This window comes from Corallococcus sp. BB11-1, assembly GCF_026626625.1.
GTDB classification, from domain to species: Bacteria; Myxococcota; Myxococcia; order Myxococcales; family Myxococcaceae; genus Corallococcus; species Corallococcus soli.
The window spans coordinates 50,586-66,698 of sequence record NZ_JAPNJY010000032.1 but is presented as its reverse complement, the minus strand read 5'-3'; the positions used below and the strand labels follow the sequence as shown (position 1 = coordinate 66,698).

General features: G+C 70.8%; 21 protein-coding genes. 6 read left to right on the top strand and 15 right to left on the bottom strand.

Annotated features, from left to right (window positions below; genetic code table 11):
* Window positions 1-288: 288 nt before the first annotated feature.
* The 5 genes from OV207_RS28510 to OV207_RS28490 all read right to left on the bottom strand — a co-directional run bounded on the left by OV207_RS28510 (window position 289) and on the right by OV207_RS28490 (window position 3,798).
* Window positions 289-831 carry a hypothetical protein gene (locus OV207_RS28510; RefSeq protein ID WP_267558216.1) on the bottom strand — a complete coding sequence of 181 codons (543 nt, stop codon included), beginning with the start codon at window positions 829-831 and terminating at the stop codon, window positions 289-291.
* Window positions 832-1,015: 184 nt separating this feature from the next.
* Window positions 1,016-2,290 carry a peptidase MA family metallohydrolase gene (locus OV207_RS28505; protein WP_267558215.1) on the bottom strand — a complete coding sequence of 425 codons (1,275 nt, stop codon included), beginning with the start codon at window positions 2,288-2,290 and terminating at the stop codon, window positions 1,016-1,018.
* 8 nt (window positions 2,291-2,298) lie between these two features.
* A complete protein-coding gene (locus tag OV207_RS28500; protein ID WP_193428557.1) occupies window positions 2,299-2,598 on the bottom strand; it encodes a DUF167 domain-containing protein in 300 nt (99 codons plus the stop codon).
* 6 nt (window positions 2,599-2,604) lie between these two features.
* Window positions 2,605-3,132, bottom strand: coding sequence for a DivIVA domain-containing protein (locus tag OV207_RS28495; RefSeq protein WP_193428558.1), 528 nt, complete (start codon window positions 3,130-3,132; stop codon window positions 2,605-2,607).
* Between the two features lie 81 nt (window positions 3,133-3,213).
* Window positions 3,214-3,798, bottom strand: a complete 585-nt coding sequence (locus OV207_RS28490; RefSeq protein WP_193428559.1) for a HEAT repeat domain-containing protein — start codon at window positions 3,796-3,798, stop codon at window positions 3,214-3,216.
* A gap of 147 nt (window positions 3,799-3,945) precedes the next feature.
* Between OV207_RS28490 and OV207_RS28485 the strand changes: the two genes are divergently transcribed.
* Complete coding sequence (locus OV207_RS28485) at window positions 3,946-4,461, top strand: J domain-containing protein (RefSeq protein WP_193428560.1); 516 nt, start codon at window positions 3,946-3,948, stop codon at window positions 4,459-4,461.
* Here OV207_RS28485 and OV207_RS28480 read toward each other — a convergent pair.
* Window positions 4,377-5,387, bottom strand: a complete 1,011-nt coding sequence (locus OV207_RS28480; RefSeq protein ID WP_267558214.1) for a stage II sporulation protein M — start codon at window positions 5,385-5,387, stop codon at window positions 4,377-4,379. The two genes, OV207_RS28485 and OV207_RS28480, sit on opposite strands and share 85 nt — an antisense overlap.
* A gap of 1 nt (window position 5,388) precedes the next feature.
* Complete coding sequence (locus OV207_RS28475; RefSeq protein WP_193428562.1) at window positions 5,389-6,162, bottom strand: RDD family protein; 774 nt, start codon at window positions 6,160-6,162, stop codon at window positions 5,389-5,391.
* Between the two features lie 481 nt (window positions 6,163-6,643).
* Between OV207_RS28475 and fruA the strand changes: the two genes are divergently transcribed.
* Window positions 6,644-7,330 (top strand): response regulator transcription factor FruA, encoded by a 687-nt coding sequence (gene fruA / locus OV207_RS28470; RefSeq protein WP_120537371.1) that lies wholly within the window; start codon window positions 6,644-6,646, stop codon window positions 7,328-7,330.
* Between the two features lie 74 nt (window positions 7,331-7,404).
* On the opposite strand, the gene OV207_RS28465 is transcribed toward fruA, so the two are convergent.
* A complete protein-coding gene (locus OV207_RS28465; protein ID WP_193428563.1) occupies window positions 7,405-7,626 on the bottom strand; it encodes an MbtH family protein in 222 nt (73 codons plus the stop codon).
* A 180-nt stretch (window positions 7,627-7,806) separates the two neighbouring features.
* Here OV207_RS28465 and OV207_RS28460 point away from each other — a divergent pair, with 180 nt between their 5' ends.
* The gene (locus OV207_RS28460) at window positions 7,807-8,814 is read left to right on the top strand and encodes a DUF4105 domain-containing protein (RefSeq protein ID WP_267558213.1); all 1,008 of its coding nucleotides are present in this window, start codon (window positions 7,807-7,809) and stop codon (window positions 8,812-8,814) included.
* Window positions 8,815-8,832: 18 nt separating this feature from the next.
* On the opposite strand, the gene OV207_RS28455 is transcribed toward OV207_RS28460, so the two are convergent.
* Window positions 8,833-9,567 carry a hypothetical protein gene (locus tag OV207_RS28455; RefSeq protein ID WP_267558212.1) on the bottom strand — a complete coding sequence of 245 codons (735 nt, stop codon included), beginning with the start codon at window positions 9,565-9,567 and terminating at the stop codon, window positions 8,833-8,835.
* A gap of 109 nt (window positions 9,568-9,676) precedes the next feature.
* On the opposite strand from OV207_RS28455, the gene OV207_RS28450 reads away from it, so the two are divergent.
* Complete coding sequence (locus OV207_RS28450; protein WP_267558210.1) at window positions 9,677-10,258, top strand: YdeI/OmpD-associated family protein; 582 nt, start codon at window positions 9,677-9,679, stop codon at window positions 10,256-10,258.
* On the opposite strand, the gene OV207_RS28445 is transcribed toward OV207_RS28450, so the two are convergent.
* Window positions 10,259-11,152 (bottom strand): cyclic nucleotide-binding domain-containing protein, encoded by an 894-nt coding sequence (locus OV207_RS28445; protein ID WP_267558209.1) that lies wholly within the window; start codon window positions 11,150-11,152, stop codon window positions 10,259-10,261.
* 249 nt (window positions 11,153-11,401) lie between these two features.
* Here OV207_RS28445 and OV207_RS28440 point away from each other — a divergent pair, with 249 nt between their 5' ends.
* Together OV207_RS28440 and OV207_RS28435 are read left to right on the top strand one after the other, a co-directional pair.
* On the top strand, window positions 11,402-12,397 hold the full coding sequence (locus OV207_RS28440; protein WP_267558208.1) for a hypothetical protein: 996 nt from the start codon (window positions 11,402-11,404) through the stop codon (window positions 12,395-12,397).
* Between the two features lie 126 nt (window positions 12,398-12,523).
* Window positions 12,524-13,540 (top strand): hypothetical protein, encoded by a 1,017-nt coding sequence (locus tag OV207_RS28435; protein ID WP_267558207.1) that lies wholly within the window; start codon window positions 12,524-12,526, stop codon window positions 13,538-13,540.
* Between the two features lie 2 nt (window positions 13,541-13,542).
* On the opposite strand, the gene OV207_RS28430 is transcribed toward OV207_RS28435, so the two are convergent.
* The 5 genes from OV207_RS28430 to OV207_RS28410 form a co-directional block, all read right to left on the bottom strand.
* On the bottom strand, window positions 13,543-14,622 hold the full coding sequence (locus tag OV207_RS28430; protein ID WP_267558206.1) for an alanine racemase: 1,080 nt from the start codon (window positions 14,620-14,622) through the stop codon (window positions 13,543-13,545).
* A gap of 95 nt (window positions 14,623-14,717) precedes the next feature.
* A complete protein-coding gene (locus tag OV207_RS28425; protein WP_267558205.1) occupies window positions 14,718-14,993 on the bottom strand; it encodes a hypothetical protein in 276 nt (91 codons plus the stop codon).
* A 78-nt stretch (window positions 14,994-15,071) separates the two neighbouring features.
* Entirely contained in the window at window positions 15,072-15,200 is a 129-nt protein-coding gene (locus tag OV207_RS28420) for a hypothetical protein (RefSeq protein ID WP_267558204.1), read from the bottom strand.
* The gene (locus OV207_RS28415; RefSeq protein ID WP_267558203.1) at window positions 15,197-15,616 is read right to left on the bottom strand and encodes a DUF488 domain-containing protein; all 420 of its coding nucleotides are present in this window, start codon (window positions 15,614-15,616) and stop codon (window positions 15,197-15,199) included. The genes OV207_RS28420 and OV207_RS28415 overlap by 4 nt, the downstream gene beginning before the upstream one ends.
* A gap of 55 nt (window positions 15,617-15,671) precedes the next feature.
* The gene (locus OV207_RS28410; protein WP_267558202.1) at window positions 15,672-16,094 is read right to left on the bottom strand and encodes a hypothetical protein; all 423 of its coding nucleotides are present in this window, start codon (window positions 16,092-16,094) and stop codon (window positions 15,672-15,674) included.
* Window positions 16,095-16,113: the final 19 nt, after the last annotated feature.

The following is a 16,113-nucleotide window of genomic DNA, read 5'->3' as shown; positions in this document are numbered from 1 at the left end:
CCCGTAGGCGCCCTCCCGCGTCTGCCCCGTCCCACTGCCCCCGACAAAACATGCCGATCCGTCCGACCGGCGGAGCGCGCGGACCCCCATCCACGCGTTCCGGCGTTCGAACCTGTGTGCGCGCTCACCGCTCCCCCGAGCAGGAACACGCTCCCCAAGGCGCGTCGCGGACCCCCATCCACGACAGCGCACCCTCCCGCCAGCCCCCGGACCCTCCCTTGTGGGGAGAAGCGTCAAGCCGGACGGATCGGCAAACCGTTGCTGCAAAAAGTCAGAGCCCGCTTCGGCTCAGTGCATGGCGGACCGCTCGTCGCGACGGCCCACCGGGGCCCGCTTCGCGTGGGACGGCCGCTCGAAGTACTCCACCACCAACCCACCGAAGGGCACCCGCGGACCGTCCGCCTTGGGGTCCGCCAGCCGCTGCAGCAGCGCCACCGCGCTGTCCACGGCCTCGTCCAGGGCACGGTTGATGCGCAGGCGCTCCGCGTCGCCACCGCCCAGGACTTCCAGGGCATCCACCAGGCACCGCCGCAGCAGTGCGAACTCGTCGTGCAGGGCCCGCGCGCCGCGCTCCGGCGCCAGGCGCAGCACCGCGCGGGTGCGACTCCAGGGGCTCGTCTCCGCGCCCTCCAGCGTCAGCCCCAGCTCCCGGACGAAGGGCTCCACCAGTCCGTCCAGCAGGCTGGGGCCCGGCACGCCCTGGCCCTCGTGCGCCGCCAGCCGCATCCGGCGCCACAACGCCGCGATGCGCTCCGGCTGCCTGCTGAAGACCCGGGCTGCTCCGGCCTTCTTCCGTCCCCGCTCCGCCGCCATGTCCGTTGTCGTCCGCATCGCGAACGGAGACATAGCAAGCGCTTTGCCAACGCCAGACGTGGGCCAGTGGCCAATGAATCCAGCCACTTGGGCAATGCCCCTGCCCTGAAGGGAGGCCCGAGGGCGTAAATCCTACGGGGCGGGTGTTGAAAGCAGGGGGGCCAGGGGAAGTTCCTTCCCAGCCTGGGCAGGGGGGCGCCCGTCAGTGGAGCGTCGGCTTGGGGGGGCGGCCTGCCAGGTGCTCGGCGTCCACTTCCTGCTCGCCGCTGGCGGACTCCGGCTCCTCGTCGCCGGGTTCGAAGGACTCGGACACCTCCGGCGCGCCGGTGCTGGACTCCAGCGCCTCCGGGGCACCTTCCAGGGCTTCGGGGCGGGAGGAGGGGGCGGCCGGGTTGGGCGTGGCGCCGGGCCACTCCGGCCAGGTGAGGGCGGAGGGGGAGCCGGGCTCGCTGCCGTCCGGGGACACCGGCCCGGCGGCGCGGGCGGCGGCGAGCAGGCGCAGCGCGGCGTCCTCGGCGGCGTCCTCCGCGGCCAGCTCCGTCATCCGCGCGGACTTCTGCCACATCCGGCGCGCGAAGGCGGCCACGCACAGGGCGGAGGCGGCCAGCCACAGGAGCGCGGAGCTGGTGGTGAGCGGCAGCCAGCCGTACCGGGCCGCCAGGCCTTCACGCCAGTCCTGCTCCTCCAGCAGCAGCGACGTGCGGAAGGCCTTGCCGAAGGCCTGCTCGAAGGGCTCACCCGCGCGCACGCCGTCCACCAGCAGGCCCATGGCCTGGGGGCCGTGCTTCCCGGTGAGGTAGGCCACGAAGGCGGCGCTCTGCGCGTAGGCGATCTCCACGTCCGCGGGCACGTCCGGCCAGTCCTCGGCCAGGTCCTCGAAGTGGAAGACGCGCTCCTGCGTCACGGCGCGGAAGAGGGCGGTGTAGTGGGCGACGGAGTAGCGCTCGTCGGTGAGGTTCTGCGCCACGCCCTCCTGGAACCAGCGGGGCCACTCCTTCGCCAGTTGCCCCAGCGCCACGTGCGCCAGCTCGTGCCGCAGCGTGGTGGGGCCCTGCGTGTCGCTCAGGCTGAGCGCGTCCAGGAGGATGATTTGATGGCCGGGGTAGGCGAGCGCCACCGCCCAGCCCGGGGGCTTTCCGCCGGGGAGGGCCAGGGCCTCGAACTCCTGGCGGCCCACGCCCAGGCGGATCTCCGTGGTGCCCGGCCAGTCGCGCCCGAGCATCGCGCCGAAGCCGTCCCGCACGCCCTCAATCTGCTGGGCCAGCGCCCGGGCCGCGCCCGCCGCCTTCTCCGTGTGCACGATGACGAAGCGCTTCGTGCGCAGCTCCCCGGTGGCCAGCGCGGGCCGGGCATGGGGCACGAGCGCGGCGTCGGTGACGACGGCCTCCTGGGTGTGGATTCCGCGCGGACCCTCTCCTTGCGCGAGCGCCTGGGGCGAGGCCAGCAGCATCATCAGGACAGCGAACAGGCGGAGCATGCGTGGCCTCACGGTCCACCAGAGATAACAGCCTCCACCGCCGGCGCATCAACCCCCTGCACCTTCAATCGCTTACGGCGCGACGTGTCACCGGCCGTGAGGGTCACCTGCCGCTTGGGCACACCCAGCTTCTTGGCGATGAATTCCAACAGGGCGGCATTTGCTTCGCCATCCACCGGGGGGGCCGCGAGCTGGATCTTCAACTGGCCGTCGTGTTCGCCCACCACCTTCGTGCGCGATGCACGGGGTTGGACGAGCACCGTCAGCTCCACGCCCTCCGGTATGGTTTTCAACCAGGGGGCGGTCACGGAGGGCTAGTCGTTGGAGGTGGCCTTCTTCTGGGTCAGGAACGCGACGTTGTCCTCGACGCGCGCGTAGTCGCGGTCCGCGAAGGAGGGCGCGGCGAACGTCTCCAGCAGCTTGCGGTGGGCCTCCACCACGGAGCGCACCTGGGATTCGAACTGGGTGCGCTGGCGCTTGAGCTCGTTGATGTCCTCCACCACCTGCACCAGCCGCTGGTGGGCACCGTGGACGATCTTCTCCGCCTGGTGCTCCGCGTCCGCGATGACGATCTCCGCTTCCTTCTTCGCGGCGTCCTTCAGGTCCTCGCTGATGCGCTGCGCGGTGACCATCGTCTCCTGGAGGGTGCGCTCGCGCTCCTGGTGCTGCTCGAGCTTGTGTTGCGTGCGCTTCAGCTCCTCCTTGAGCGCGATGTTCTCCTTCACCACCTCCTCGAACTCACCGGCAATCAATTCCAGGTACGCGCTCACTTCGGGACGCGCGAAGCCGCGCATCACCGTCTCGAAGCGCTTCTGCCGGATGTCGAGCGGGGTGATCTTCATGCGCGCCAGTCTAACCCATACACGCGCGCACTCCAGGAATCGGCCCGCCCGTGGGAGGGCAGGCGAGCAGGCAGGCGTGTCTCAGGGCGTCGCGGCCGCGGGGGCTTCCCACTGCGACGCCACGGAGCGCGCGGCGTTCTGCACCGCGTAGCCCACGCGGCTGTCGGCGGCCACGTCCTGCACGGCGCGCCGGGCGGTGGGGGTGCGCTGGTAGAGCAGTCCCCCCAGCGCCTGGATCTTCAGCGCATCCGGCAGGCGCGGGTGGCGCACGACGTTGCCCAGGATCTCCTCCGCGCGGCGGTGCTGGAAGAGCGCCACCGCGCGCAGCGCCGCCTGCTGGATGCGGGGGTTGGGGTCCCAGATGAGCGCGGCCAGCGGATCCAGGGCGCGCGCATCTCCCAGGAGCGCCAAGTCCTCGATGGCGAGCGTCCTGAGCTCCTCCGGCGCCGGCTCCGCGGCCCACAGCAGTCCCCGCAGGAGGGCGGCGTCGGCGGGGCTCGCGTTCGCGGACGCCGGAGCGGGCCGGGCGGACGCGGGCTTCTCCACGCCCTGCTTCTCCGAGCCTTGCTTCTCCGAGCCCTGTTTCAGGGGCGCCCGGGACGGGGCCTGGGCATGCGCGACGGGGGGCAGCAGCAGCAGGGCGGCGGCGGCGAGGAGCGGACGCATGGCCCGTGTTCTACCCGAATCCCGACATCCCGGCAGCGCGGCGGCGCCCCCCCCCTGGGTCGGCGGCGACATTTTCTTGACGGGATCGCCGGACGTGGGAGGTTGCCGCTGCTACAGGCGTGTTGCGAAACGGAGAGCGAAGACATCATGGGTGCGGCGGTCGCGAGCTGGCAGACGCTGGAGAATGTCGAAGTGGAGTGCACCCACTGCGGCGTCATGATGACCCTTCAGCCGGGCAACCGGGTGAAGTACTTCCGGTGCGGCTCATGCCACCGCTGGGTGTCCAGCACCTACAGCGAGGTGTTCCGCGCGGACGCGAAGATGCGCACGCACCCGGTGAAGGACACCGCGGACGCGGACGCGCGCTTCGTGGAGGTGAAGGACCGCCTGGACAAGTGGCTCAGCGCCGTCCAGGAGCAGTGCCCGTACCAGACGATGGGCGTCTCGCCGTTGGATCCGCCGGACGTGGTGCGCGCGCGCTTCCACGCGCTGGCCCTGGAGCGGCACCCGGACCGGGGCGGCTCCGCGGAGCAGATGCGGGAGCTCAACGCGGCCTACGAGCGCATCCTCAAGCACCGTCAGCGCAAGCGGCTGGAGGCGCTGTCGTCGGGCACGTCCACGCGCGCGGCCCCCACGTCCGTCCTGCCCGCGCGCAGCAGGTAGAGCCAGAAGAGCGCTCCCAGTGAGAGGCCCAGCCCCACCTTGGCCCAGGTGGGGAAGAAGTCGCCCGGGGAGATGAAGCCCTCCACCACGCCGATGCCGGCGAGGAAGGGCGCGCAGCCCACCACCAGCTTCACCGCCTCGCGCCCCCGCATCTGGAGCGCCTGCGTGCGCGGCAGCTCTCCCGGGTCGATGAGCGCCTGGCCCACCATCAGGCCCGCTCCGCCGGAGATGACGATGATGGACAGCTCCACGGGCCCGTGCGCGGCGATGAAGTCCAGGAAGCCCACCGCCATGCCCTCGCGGAAGCACAGCGCGCCCACCGCGCCAATGAGCACCCCGTTGTTCACGAGCGTGAAGACGGGCCCCACGCCCAGCAGGATGCCGGACGCGAACGCGAACAGCGTGACGGTGAGGTTGTTGGTCGCGATGCCGGAGGCCACCGCGTTGGGCGGCGCCACCGACAACAGGTCGTCCGTCCACATGCGCCCCTGCGCCACGTAGCGCCGCACGCCCTCCGGCACCAGCAGCTCCGCGCCGCGCGGCTCCAGCAGCACCACCAGCGCGCCCAGCACCAGCCCCAGCACCAGCAGCCCCGCGCTCACCCCCACGAAGCGCGCCTCCCTGCGCAGGGTGGCCGGGAAGTCGCGCCGGAAGAAGTCGCGCGTGGAGGCCCAGCGCTCGCGGGGCGGCTGGTAGATGGCGCCGTAGGCCTGCCCGCAGAGCTGGTTGAGGAAGCGGTGCGCGTCCGTGCCCGGGTAGAACGTCTGCGCCTGCGCCAGGTCCGCCGCCGCGCGCCGGTACAGCGTGTCCAACCGCCGCAGCTCCTCCAGCCGCAGCCGGCCTGAGCGCTGGCGCGTCAGCAGGGCCTGGAGCGCGTCCCAGTCCGGACGGCGGCGGGAGACGAAGGCGGGCAGGGGGCTGGCCATGTCAGTGGGCCGCCTGGGCGCGGTGGCGCAGGAAGGCCTCCGTGGCCTCGGGGGACTCAAGCACCCGCGCGCGCTCCTCCTCCGTCAGCGCGGCGCCCACCCGGTCCACCAGCCGCGCCCCCAGCCGCTGGCGCACGTCCTTCTCCAGCCCGGGCGCGCGCGCCAGGAAGGCCAGCACCAGCTCAACGTCCTCCGCGCCCAGCGGGCGCTGCACGGAGGCGGGCTCCCGCGCGGGTCCGGCGGGCCCGGGGCCCTGCGTGTACTTGTCCAGGTCGATGGCCTCCTCGCGCACCAGCACGGTGCCCGCGAGCAGGTCCCCCAGCCGGCGGTGCCGCGCGTCCAGCAGCATGGTGATGCACCCGGTCGCATACATCACCGGCAGGAAGTCCACGGCCCGGCACAGGTTGCGCACGGCGCTTTCAAAGAAGCCCACCGGCGAGCCATCCTCGCGCACCACGCGGATCCGCAGCGCGCGTTTGCCCGGTGTCTGTCCATGGAAGAAGACCTCCGCCAGCGTCCAATACAGCCATTGCGTGGCGAAGAGGCCCACCGCCAGCAGCGTCTGCACCAGCCCCGACAGGGCCTGGAACGCGCCCAGCACGTCGGAGACGAGCAGCGTGACGACGAAGTAGAGCGCCACCCAGAAGAAGAACAGCAGACTGGCGTCCACCGCCCACGCCAGGCAGCGGTAGCCGATGCCGGCCACGGGCAGGGAGAGGGCCACCCGTTCAGGCGTGGCGACGTCGACATGGGGTGCGGGAGCGGAGGGAGTCATGCGCGTGGGACGCACAGCATACGCGCATCTGCGTCCAGGTCGTGTCCTCGTCGCGATGTGTTCCGCCAACGTCCCGGAGCCAAAACAGCGCGCGAAACATCAAATGGTGGACGCAAGGGCCTGTCCCGGAGAGGACAGCGATCACGACCTGACGGACGAGGCCCTGGATTTCGGTTCAACTCGTGCGCAATTGACAGTCCCGACAAAGCCGGTTCGCATGTGACGGCGGATGGTGTTAGGGTCTTGGTTGGCTGGAATTGCCTGAAGTGAAAAAGGAGGAACGGCCCCACGGGGCCCGTTCGACAGTCGCAAGCGCAGTCCGCAGTGCAGCACGGACAAGACCCCCGGATGGAGTTGAAGCGCGGTTCTCGCACGCTCAGCACTGGCGGAAGTTCCGCCGCGGTTCCACCGACTCCGGGGCAGGTTGCAGTCGACAGGTAGTCTTGAAAGCAATTCGCCACGACGGCTGGGGGGCCATCGCATGGCAGCGAATCAATCCGCAGTTCGTATTTCGATTCTCGAAGGACCTTGGGCGGCCTGGCAGGGCCTTTCCGATGGGCTTCGAGGTGAGGGTCATTCCACTTCGGTGACGCGCGACGTGCGCGGCTTCCTGGACGGGCTTGGTACGGATCCGCCGCAGGTGGCCATTCTGGACGTGGAGAGTGATGGCGAAGCCGCCATCGGCTGCTCCGTGACGGAAGGGCTCAACCTGCTGCGCGAAGCCCGCAAGCGCAGACTGGAAGTCCGCATGCTGCTCCTGTCCGCGGTGAGCACGCCGGAGGTCATCTCCCAGTGCTTCGACGAGGGGGCCTCGGGCTACCTCTTCCGCGCGGGTCTGGGCGTCAATGCCGTCTCTTCCGCGGTCCAGTCGCTGGTGAGGGGCGAGCGCCTCTTCCCCGTGCAACTGCTGCGCAATGACTTCGAGCATCCGCCGGTGACGTCACCCACGGCGAGCGTGCTGCTGCTGCTCACGCAGCGGGAGCGCGAGGTGCTCGCGTACGTGGCGGGAGGCGCGGACAACCTGAAGATCGCCGCGCACCTGCAGATCGCCGAACGCACCGTGAAGTCACACGTCACGCAGCTCTACCGCAAACTCGGGGCGGAGAATCGCACCCAGCTTGCCCTGCGCGCCTGCCACCTGGGCGTCAGGCCTCCGCCGGACCTCTAGGCTTCAGACAGAGGGACGGCCCACCCTCCCCGACACAACGGGGAGGGAGTACGGCGGTCGGACAGGGGCGGCCTTCAGTTCTTGCGGGCCGCTTCTTCCATCTTCTTGCGGAGGCTCAGCGGACGCATGTCCGTCCAGACCTCCTTGATGTACTCCAGGCACTCGGCCTTGAGGCCCTGCTTGCCGGCGTCCTTCCAGCCCAGCGCGTTCTCGCGGTCGGCCGGCCAGATGGAGTACTGCTCTTCGTGGTTCACGACGACCTTGTAAACGGTCGTGTCTTCGCGCTCGTCGCTCATGGGGTGACTCCTCCAGGGGACCCCTTTCGTCGCACACCCGGGGAAAAGCGGTCAAGGTCGGGCGAGGTCATGTTTCACACGACCTCCCGGGGAGGGGGGGCGTGCCCGCCCGCCCGCCGGGGGCCCGCCCGGAATCCGGGGCCGTGACACATGGGGTGGGTGGCACGGATACTCGGCCACATGCGCTTCATGAAGAACGGTATCGCCGGTGTCCTGCTCCTCGTCGGAGGCGCCTGGGCCGCGCTGGCGCTGGCCCTCACGGGGGCGGGACCGGAAGGGGCCCACCCGCTCCGGGCCCTCCTGGCCGTGGCCCTGGTGGGCGCTGGGGTGGCCGCCTGGTGGTGGCGTTCGCGGCGCTGGGGCGTGGCGGTGGTGCTGGCGGGCTGCGCGGCCGTGTATGGCTGGGTGCGCATGGAGCAGCCCTCCAACACGCGGGACTGGGCCCCGGACCTGGCGCGGGCGCCGTGGGCGGAAATCGCGGGCTCGCGGGTGACGCTCCACGAGGTGCGCGACTTCCGCTACCGCAGCACCACGGACTGGGACCCCGCCTGGTACACGGCCACCTACGACACGGAGGCGCTCACGGGGGCGTCGTTCATCGTGGAGCCCTTCTCCGGGTTCTACGGTGCGGCGCACACCATGGTGTCCTTCAGCTTCCAGGACGGCCGCCACGTGGTGTTCTCCGTGGAGGTGCGCCGGGAGAAGGGGGAGACGTTCTCCGCGGTGGGTGGCCTGTTCCGCCGCTTCGAGCTGGCCTACGTCGTGGGCGACGAGCGGGACCTCATCCAACTGCGCTCCAACTTCCGCCACGACGACGTGTACCTGTACCCGGTGCAGGCGTCGAAGGAGCGCATCACCGCGTTCTTCCTGGACATGGTGCAGCGGATGAACGGGCTGCACGCGGCGCCGGAGTTCTACGACACGCTCACCAGCAACTGCACCACCAACCTGGTGCGCCACTTCGAGAAGGTGGCCACGAAGGACGTGCCGTATGATCACCGCACGCTGATGCCCGCGTTCGCGGACGCGCTCGCGTACGAGCTGGGCATCATCGACACGGACGTGCCGCTGGAGCAGGTCCGCGCGCGCTACCACATCAACGCGCGCGCCCTGGCGGCGCAGGGGCAGGACGACTTCTCCCAGCGCATCCGCGCGCCCCTGGCCACCGCCACCGGCCCGGCGCCGTGAGGGCGCGGGCCCGCCGTCTCAGGTGCCGGTGGTCTTCAGGTTGCTCTGGAGGAAGCGCTCGTAGTGGCCCTCCAGCGCGGTGAAGTAGCCGCGCTCCTCCCACAGCTCCTGGAGGAGCCGGTCGGTGAGGGACTTCACCTCCGCGCTCTCGCCCTCGCGGTCGGGCACGCGGGGGCCCTTCTTCGGATCCAGCAGGGCGCGGGTGGCCTCGGCCATCAGCAGCCGGCTGCTGCGGAAGAGGCGGCGCAGGGCCTGGTTGATGGGGCGGGCATCCACCTGCTGGCAGGCGGCGAGGATGGCGGCCTGCACCTTCCGGGGCGCGTCCCCCTGGAGGGAGGTGGCGTCCAGGTCGCCGCGCTCCAGGGCGTGGTGCAGCAGGTAGCCGTGGTGCAGGCACGCGGAGGTGAGGTCCACGCAGTCCTTCACCCAGAGGACGAAGAAGACCTTGCGGAACACCTTGCGCACCGGGAACAGGGCCACGGCTTTCAGATAGGACATGAGCCGTCCGCCCAGGCCGCGGGCCTCGTTGGAGCCGGCCAGCAGCTCCACGGTCTTGTCCGGGGCCTTGAGGCCCCGCTCCTTGAGCTGGTCGCGCACGGCCTGCTCGCGCACCTGGCGCAGGGCGTAGTCGTCCAGGAAGGGCACGGGGATGAGCGGCGTGAGGCCGGCCGCCACGGCGTGGAAGGCCACGCGGGCGAGCGAGGGCGGCACGGCGTTCGGCGGGGGCGGGGCACGGGAGGTGGAGTCGGCCATGGCGCTGTTCATAACCGCTTCCGCTCCGGCTGCCTTCCGCCGGTAGAGTGCCGGGCAGGCTTTTGTCGGCGGGAGTGTCCTGAACCCCGCCCCGTGGAGGGATGGCCGGATGAAGGCGAAGCAGGAGCTGCCCGTCGTACCGTTCGCGTCGCAGCAGGCGTGGGAGACGTGGCTGGAGAAGCACCACACTGACGCGCCCGGGCTGTGGATGAAGCTCGCGAAGGTGGACTCGGGCATCGCGTCCGTGACGTATGCCCAGGCCCTGGACGTGGCGCTCTGCTACGGCTGGATCGACGGGCAGAAGGACGCGTTCGACGCGCAGTACTGGCTCCAGCGCTTCACGCCCCGGGGTCCCCGGAGCCGGTGGTCGAAGATCAACTGCGGCAAGGTGGACGTGCTCGTCGCCGCCGGGCGGATGCGGTCCGCGGGCCTGCGCGAGGTGGAGGCGGCCCGGGCGGATGGCCGGTGGGAGGCGGCGTACGCGGGGGCGAAGGACATCGTCGTCCCGGAGGACCTCCTGCGCGCGCTGGACGCGAACCCCAAGGCGAAGGCGTTCTTCGCCACGCTCAAGAGCGCCAACCGCTACGCCATCCTGTACCGGCTCCACGGCGCGAAGAAGCCGGAGACCCGCGTGCGCCGGCTGGAGAAGTTCGTCGCCATGCTCGAAGCCGGCGAGACGCTCCACGGCTGACTACTTCGCGTCGCCCATGACCTCGATGGTGTTCTTGAGCCGCTCCAGGCCCAGGCGCACCAGGGCGCCCCGCAGGTCGGGCTGGCCCAGGAACGCCTTGCGGAACACCTCGCGCTCCAGCTTGAGCAGCGTGCACGGCGTCACCGTGCGCACGGTGGCGGTGGCCAGCCGGCTGCGCAGCAGGGAGATCTCCCCGAAGAGGGCGCCTTCCTCCAGCAGCGGGTAGGGCGACTGGCGTCCATCGCCGTGCGTGTGGAAGACCTCGCACCTGCCCCGCAGCAGGACGTAGAGCGCGTCGCCCGGTTGGCCCCGGGTGAGCAGGGTCGTGCCCGCGGGGACGGTGCAGGGCACGAAGGCATCCCCCAGCTCGTGCTGCACCTCCTGGGGCAGGGCGGCGATGAGCGGGTTGCTGCGCAGGGTGTCCGCGAGCAGGCGCTCCTTCGCGGCCAGCTGCATCTCGTCGCCCTTCACGCCGTAGTCCTTGCCCAGCTCCCGGACGCCGGCCTGGGTCAGCTCCAGCAGCACCACGTCCTCCACCGTCACCACCGTGGCGGTGCGCTTGGTGCCGGTGAGCAGCGCCAGCTCCCCGAAGAACTCCCCCGCGCCCAGGCGGCCCACCTCCGTGTTCGCGGCGCCGTCGTTGCCGCGCAGCACGGCGACGCGGCCCTCCAGCACGACGAACATCGAGTGGCCGGGGTCGCCCTCGCGCACCACCACCTGGCCCGCCTGGAGGTAGCGCGTGCAGACGGGGGGCGCGGGGGCCGCCGCTTCCGCCTCCGTCGCCGCCGTGGGGGCGGAGGGTGAGGCGGCGGTCGCGGGCGCCTGTCCGGCGCGAGCTTCCGGGGCGGCGGGGTGGGCGGACAGCAGGGCCTGGAGGCGCGCGAACAGGGACATGGTACCGCGACGCTAGCGACTGGGTCTGGCGGAAACTGTGAAATGGTTCACACCCATCTGGCGGGGGGCCGAAAAGCCTGCCGGGCGGGTGGGCAGGTTCCTGCAAAGCCTTGCGGAAATCTTGCGTGTCGTGTTGGGCCCCGGAGCCTGAAAGGCATTGTGGAGCTGTTTCCAGGGGGTGGCTGCGGCCAGGAGAACGCATCCCCGCGGCTGGAGCCGGACGGGCTGACTGACTACAGTTGCGTCCCCATGGGAGACACGCTGGACGTCGTCGTGGACCTGGGGGACGTGGGGGAGACGGCCGCGGACGCCGTGCTGCTGAAGTACGCGCAGGGCTTCCACGGGGCGGACGGCGCGGTGGCCCGGCGGCTGGAGGGGGTGGGCATCGCCACGGACACCCTCACGGTGCTCCCCGGCGACCACCGCCTCATCGAGACCCGTGGGGGCCTGGGTTCGCCCTGGGTGCTCTTCCTGGGCACGGTGCGCCTGCGCCAGTTCGGCTACCACGAGATCCGCCAGTTCTCCGTCCGCGCGCTCCAGCTCCTGGAGCCCCGACCAACCCTCCGCCACCTCGCGTGCACGGTGCACGGCCCCAACTACGGGCTGGACGAGGACGAGGCCGTGCTGGCCCTGGTGGGCGGCTTCGTGGAGGCCTTCCAGCGGGGCGTGGGGCCGCGCGACCTGGAGCGCGTCACGGTGGTGGAGCTCAACCCCAAGCGCATGGAGCGGATGCGCAAGGCCCTGGCGACAGGCCTGGGCGCCACCGCGGGGGTGGAGCCACTGCCCGGCGGCATGGGGTTCCGCGTCCGGCGCACGCCCCGGTTCGTCGCGGCGGCCCCCATGGCCAGCGCGGGCGCGAACTCCAACGAGAAGCCCCATGCCTTCGTGGCCATGCCCTTCGCCCAGGAGCTGGAGGACACCTACCACTACGGCATCCTGGGGCCGGTGAAGGCCGCCGGGCTGCTCTGCGAGCGGGTGGATCAGGCCACCTTCGACGGCCCCATCATCCAGCGCATCCGGGACCGCATCGACACCGCGAAGGTCGTCATCGCGGACCTGTCCCTGGCAAACCCCAACGTGTATCTGGAAGTGGGCTACGCCTGGGGGCGGGGCAAGCCCACGCTCCTGCTGGTGCGGGACGTGCGGGAGCTGCGCTTCGACGTGTCCAGCTACCGCTGCCTCGTCTATCGCAACATCCGGCACCTGGAAGAGGTGCTCACCCTGGAACTTCAGCGGCTCCTCTGACACCCGTCCACGGGAACGCTCCGGTGGACGCAAGGCCTGAAGCCTCCTCGCGGCCTTGTTGCCGCAGGGGCCGTCTCCACCTTTCCCTTTGGGACGAGTGCCCCAGGGACGGGTGGAGGAGGAGCCATGAGTGACGCAGAGAAATACCGTGAAGCCTTGCTACGGATTGCCGACGTGGTCCACAAGGCGACACAGGAAGACAGTCCAACAGCGCATGAGCACGGGAATGGTCACGGACGCGCGCAGCTCACGCCCGCGAGCCAGGGCGGCTGCACGCTGAAGCTCCTCCCCAGCCGCCTGCTGGTGAAGGCGGCGGAGGTGGCCAGGAGGATCAACCCGGTCAATGCGCCGCTGCCGGGTCCCATGGCCGCCGTGGGCGCGGAGTTCCCGTTGGATCCGATGCGCATCGCGCTCCTGACGTCGAAGTACTGGGGGCCGGCCACCCGCCAGTTGACCGTCAGCTTCATGGAGTCCGCACCCTCCGACCTCCGCGCCCGCATCGTGGAGCACCTGAACGCCTGGGCGATGAGCTCCGGTGTCTCCTTCGTCGAAACGAGCGGGACGGGCGTGGTGAGGATCTCCCGCGAGCCGGGCGGCTACTGGTCGTACCTGGGGACGGACGTCAAGCTCATCCCCACCGACGAGCCGACGATGAACCTGGAAGGGTTCACGATGCGCACCCCGGAGTCCGAATACAGCCGCGTCATCCGGCATGAGGCAGGGCACACGCTCGGCTTCCCGCACGAGCACATGCGGCGCGAGCTGGTGGCGCGAATCGATCCCGACAAGGCCTACGCGTACTTCCTCGCGACGCAGGGCTGGGACAAGACCACGGTGGACCAGCAGGTGCTCACGCCGCTGGATGACCAGTCCATCTTCGCCACCCCGGCCGACCAGACGTCCATCATGTGCTACCAGTTGCCCAGCTCCATCACCCGCGATGGTCACCCCATCCTGGGAGGCCTGGACATCAACGTGACGGATTACGTGTTCGCGGGCCTCATCTACCCGAAGCTCGACTTCGAGGACATCAAGGCCGTCCGCAAGACGAAGCCGAAGCTCGCGGAGGAGCTCGCCTCCGCGATGGCACAGGTGGGCGTGAAGGACTGGGGCGAGGCGAGGGATCCGCGGCTGAGCATGTAGCCCTACCAGCCGCGCGCCGTGACCTCCCAGGTGGCCACGCCCTGATCTTCACGGACGACGTGCAGGCGCGGGTGCAGGGGGACGGAAACACAGACATGGTTCGGCACCACGCGCACCCGGTCCCCGATGCGCGGCCGCCACGTCGTCGCGGACACGTCCAGCAGGCCGTGCTCCTCCGACAGGTTCTTCACCACGATCTCCGGCCGCTCCAGGAGGACGCCGTACCCCGGGGCCAGCCCCTCCTCCTTGGCGAGCGCCTTGGCCCCCGCGTCGATGACCACCTGCCCGGCCACGGCGGTGCTCACCACGGTGGCCAGGACCGAATAGGCGCACTCCGTCCAGTCGTTGGCGCCAATGACGGTGCTGTTGCGATCATTCAGCGCGTTGAGGCCCGGGCGGATCTCCGTGAGCCCTTGCACCGTGTGGGATTGCCAGAGGGTGGGGGTGGAGCCGCCGCTCACGACCTCGGGAGGCAGGCCCGCGCCGCGCAGTGCGTCCACGAACGACGCCAGTGTCTGGGATTGCGCCTGCATCGCGGCGGGCAGCTCCGCCTGGGGCATCCGGAGGTGGCCGGAATAGAACGTCACCCCGCGAAAGGACACGCCGGGCGTGGAGGCCGCCGCGCGGGCCAGGGCGACGGCCTCGTCAGGCGTCTTCAGCCCCACCCGGCGCATGCCCAGGTCCAGCTCCACCAGCACGCCCACGGTGCGCCCCGCGTCCCGGGCCGCACGCGCCAGTCCGTCCAGCACCTCCACGGCGTCGAGCGCCACGGTGATGCGCACGTGGGAGGGGAGGGCCAGCAACCGCGCGAGGCGGCGGGCCCCCACGGGCGGGTACGCGAGCAGCACGTCGTCGGACACCGCCGCCATGACCTCGGCTTCCAGGACCGTGGACACCGTGACGCCCGACGCTCCGGCCGCCACCTGGAGCGCGCCCAGCTCCGCCGTCTTGTGGGTCTTCGTGTGGGGCCGCCAGCGCAGCCCGTGCTCGCGCGCATAGGTCGCGACGCGCTGGAGGTTCCGCTCGACGCGGTCCAGGTCGACGAGGGCGGCGGGCGTGTCGAGCGAGTCGAAGGAGGGCATGCGGCCCATGTTGGCACCGGGCGCGGATGCCCTCCAGCATCCTGCGGCGGGCGAGCCAGGAAGCGTGAGCCGGGATGCTACCGGTCCGCCCCGCTCTAGGAAGGATTTGGCTTACTGCTCCCGGTGGGCGGGGCCGAGCGTCCCTGCGCGCGCGCCTTGCCCAGAGCCTTGTTCGCCAGCATCAGGAGGCCGAGCCCCATGCCGGCCTGCAGGAGGAGAGAGCCGCTGCCACCGCCGTACACGAGCCGCTCGAGCACGCGCAGCGAAGCGAGGGTTCCCAGCGCGCCGAGCAGCGTGACCACCAAGTACCAGAAGATCGCCATCCACCAACGATAGTGCGGCGCACGACGACCGCGCCAGATGGAGCGCACGAGGTGGGCTGAGTCCAGCAGGTGGTAGAGGCCAAACTCGACGGTGTGGAGCGTGAGCGCCGCGCTTTTGATCGCGCATCAGACGCCGCGCGGCTTGCCCGAGCCTGGACCAGCGACGAGGAAGAGCGGGCCGTCGAGGTGCTCGATGGCCTGGCGCGGGTTGTCGTTCGGCGAGAAGCCCACGCGGGCGAAGAGGGACTCAATCACTTCCGCGCTCCCCGTGGCCGCTGAGGCCTCCGCGGCGCATCAGCTTTCGCCTGCTCCGGCGCAGAGACCTTCGCGACTTGCGAAGCCATCCCGCTTCCAGCGTACGGGTTCGGATGGCGCGGCGTTCGGGAGCAGCTTCCCCCGAACGGCAGCTCGGGCCCGGTGCAGCGACAGCCCAAGAAGGCTTCGGTCTTCGCGAAGCGTGCGTTGACGTCGGCCTGCGTGGCGAGCCCCTTCCGCTTCACGGAGGCGATGCCGAGCCCGGGCAGGTGCTCGTCACGGATGCCGACGACCGCGCGGCTCTGGGCCAGCATGTTCTGCGAGAATCCCTTCTCGCGGCTGAACGGGTTGCGGCGAACATCGGCGAGGAGCGTGAGGCCCGCGTAGCCGAGGGTGAAGAGTGCGGGCGCCGTCATGCCTTCTTCGTATCGCGGGTCACGAGCTTCGCCCAAGCCGCCCGCTGCTGAAACGCTACGCCGCCCGCTCGAAGCTGATGCGCGGGCGCTGCCATGCCCAGCCGCCCGCCTTCAGCGTGGCCATCGCCTGCGCATCCAGCTCTCGCAGCGCCGCCAGCACCGCCGCCGGGGGACGGGGCGCACCCGGCGCGCTCTCCACCTCGAAGCGGGCCGGAATGGAGTTGGCTTCCTGGCCGCCCATCACCACGCGGACCTGACAGTTCTGCGGCGACAGCTCCGTCTCCCCGGACCAGGACACGTCCTGGACGAACAGGTCCACCGCGCCCAGCACCTTCTGCCCGCGCAGCTTCGCCACCACCGCGTCCAGCGACCCCTTCGCGCGTTCATTCCGCCGCTTCCCCAGGCGGGTGAGCGTGAACCAGGCAAGGCCGCCCGCGAGGATGGGCGAGAGGATGAGGAAGGGGATGAGCTGGTTCATGGGGCGGCAGGGTGCCACG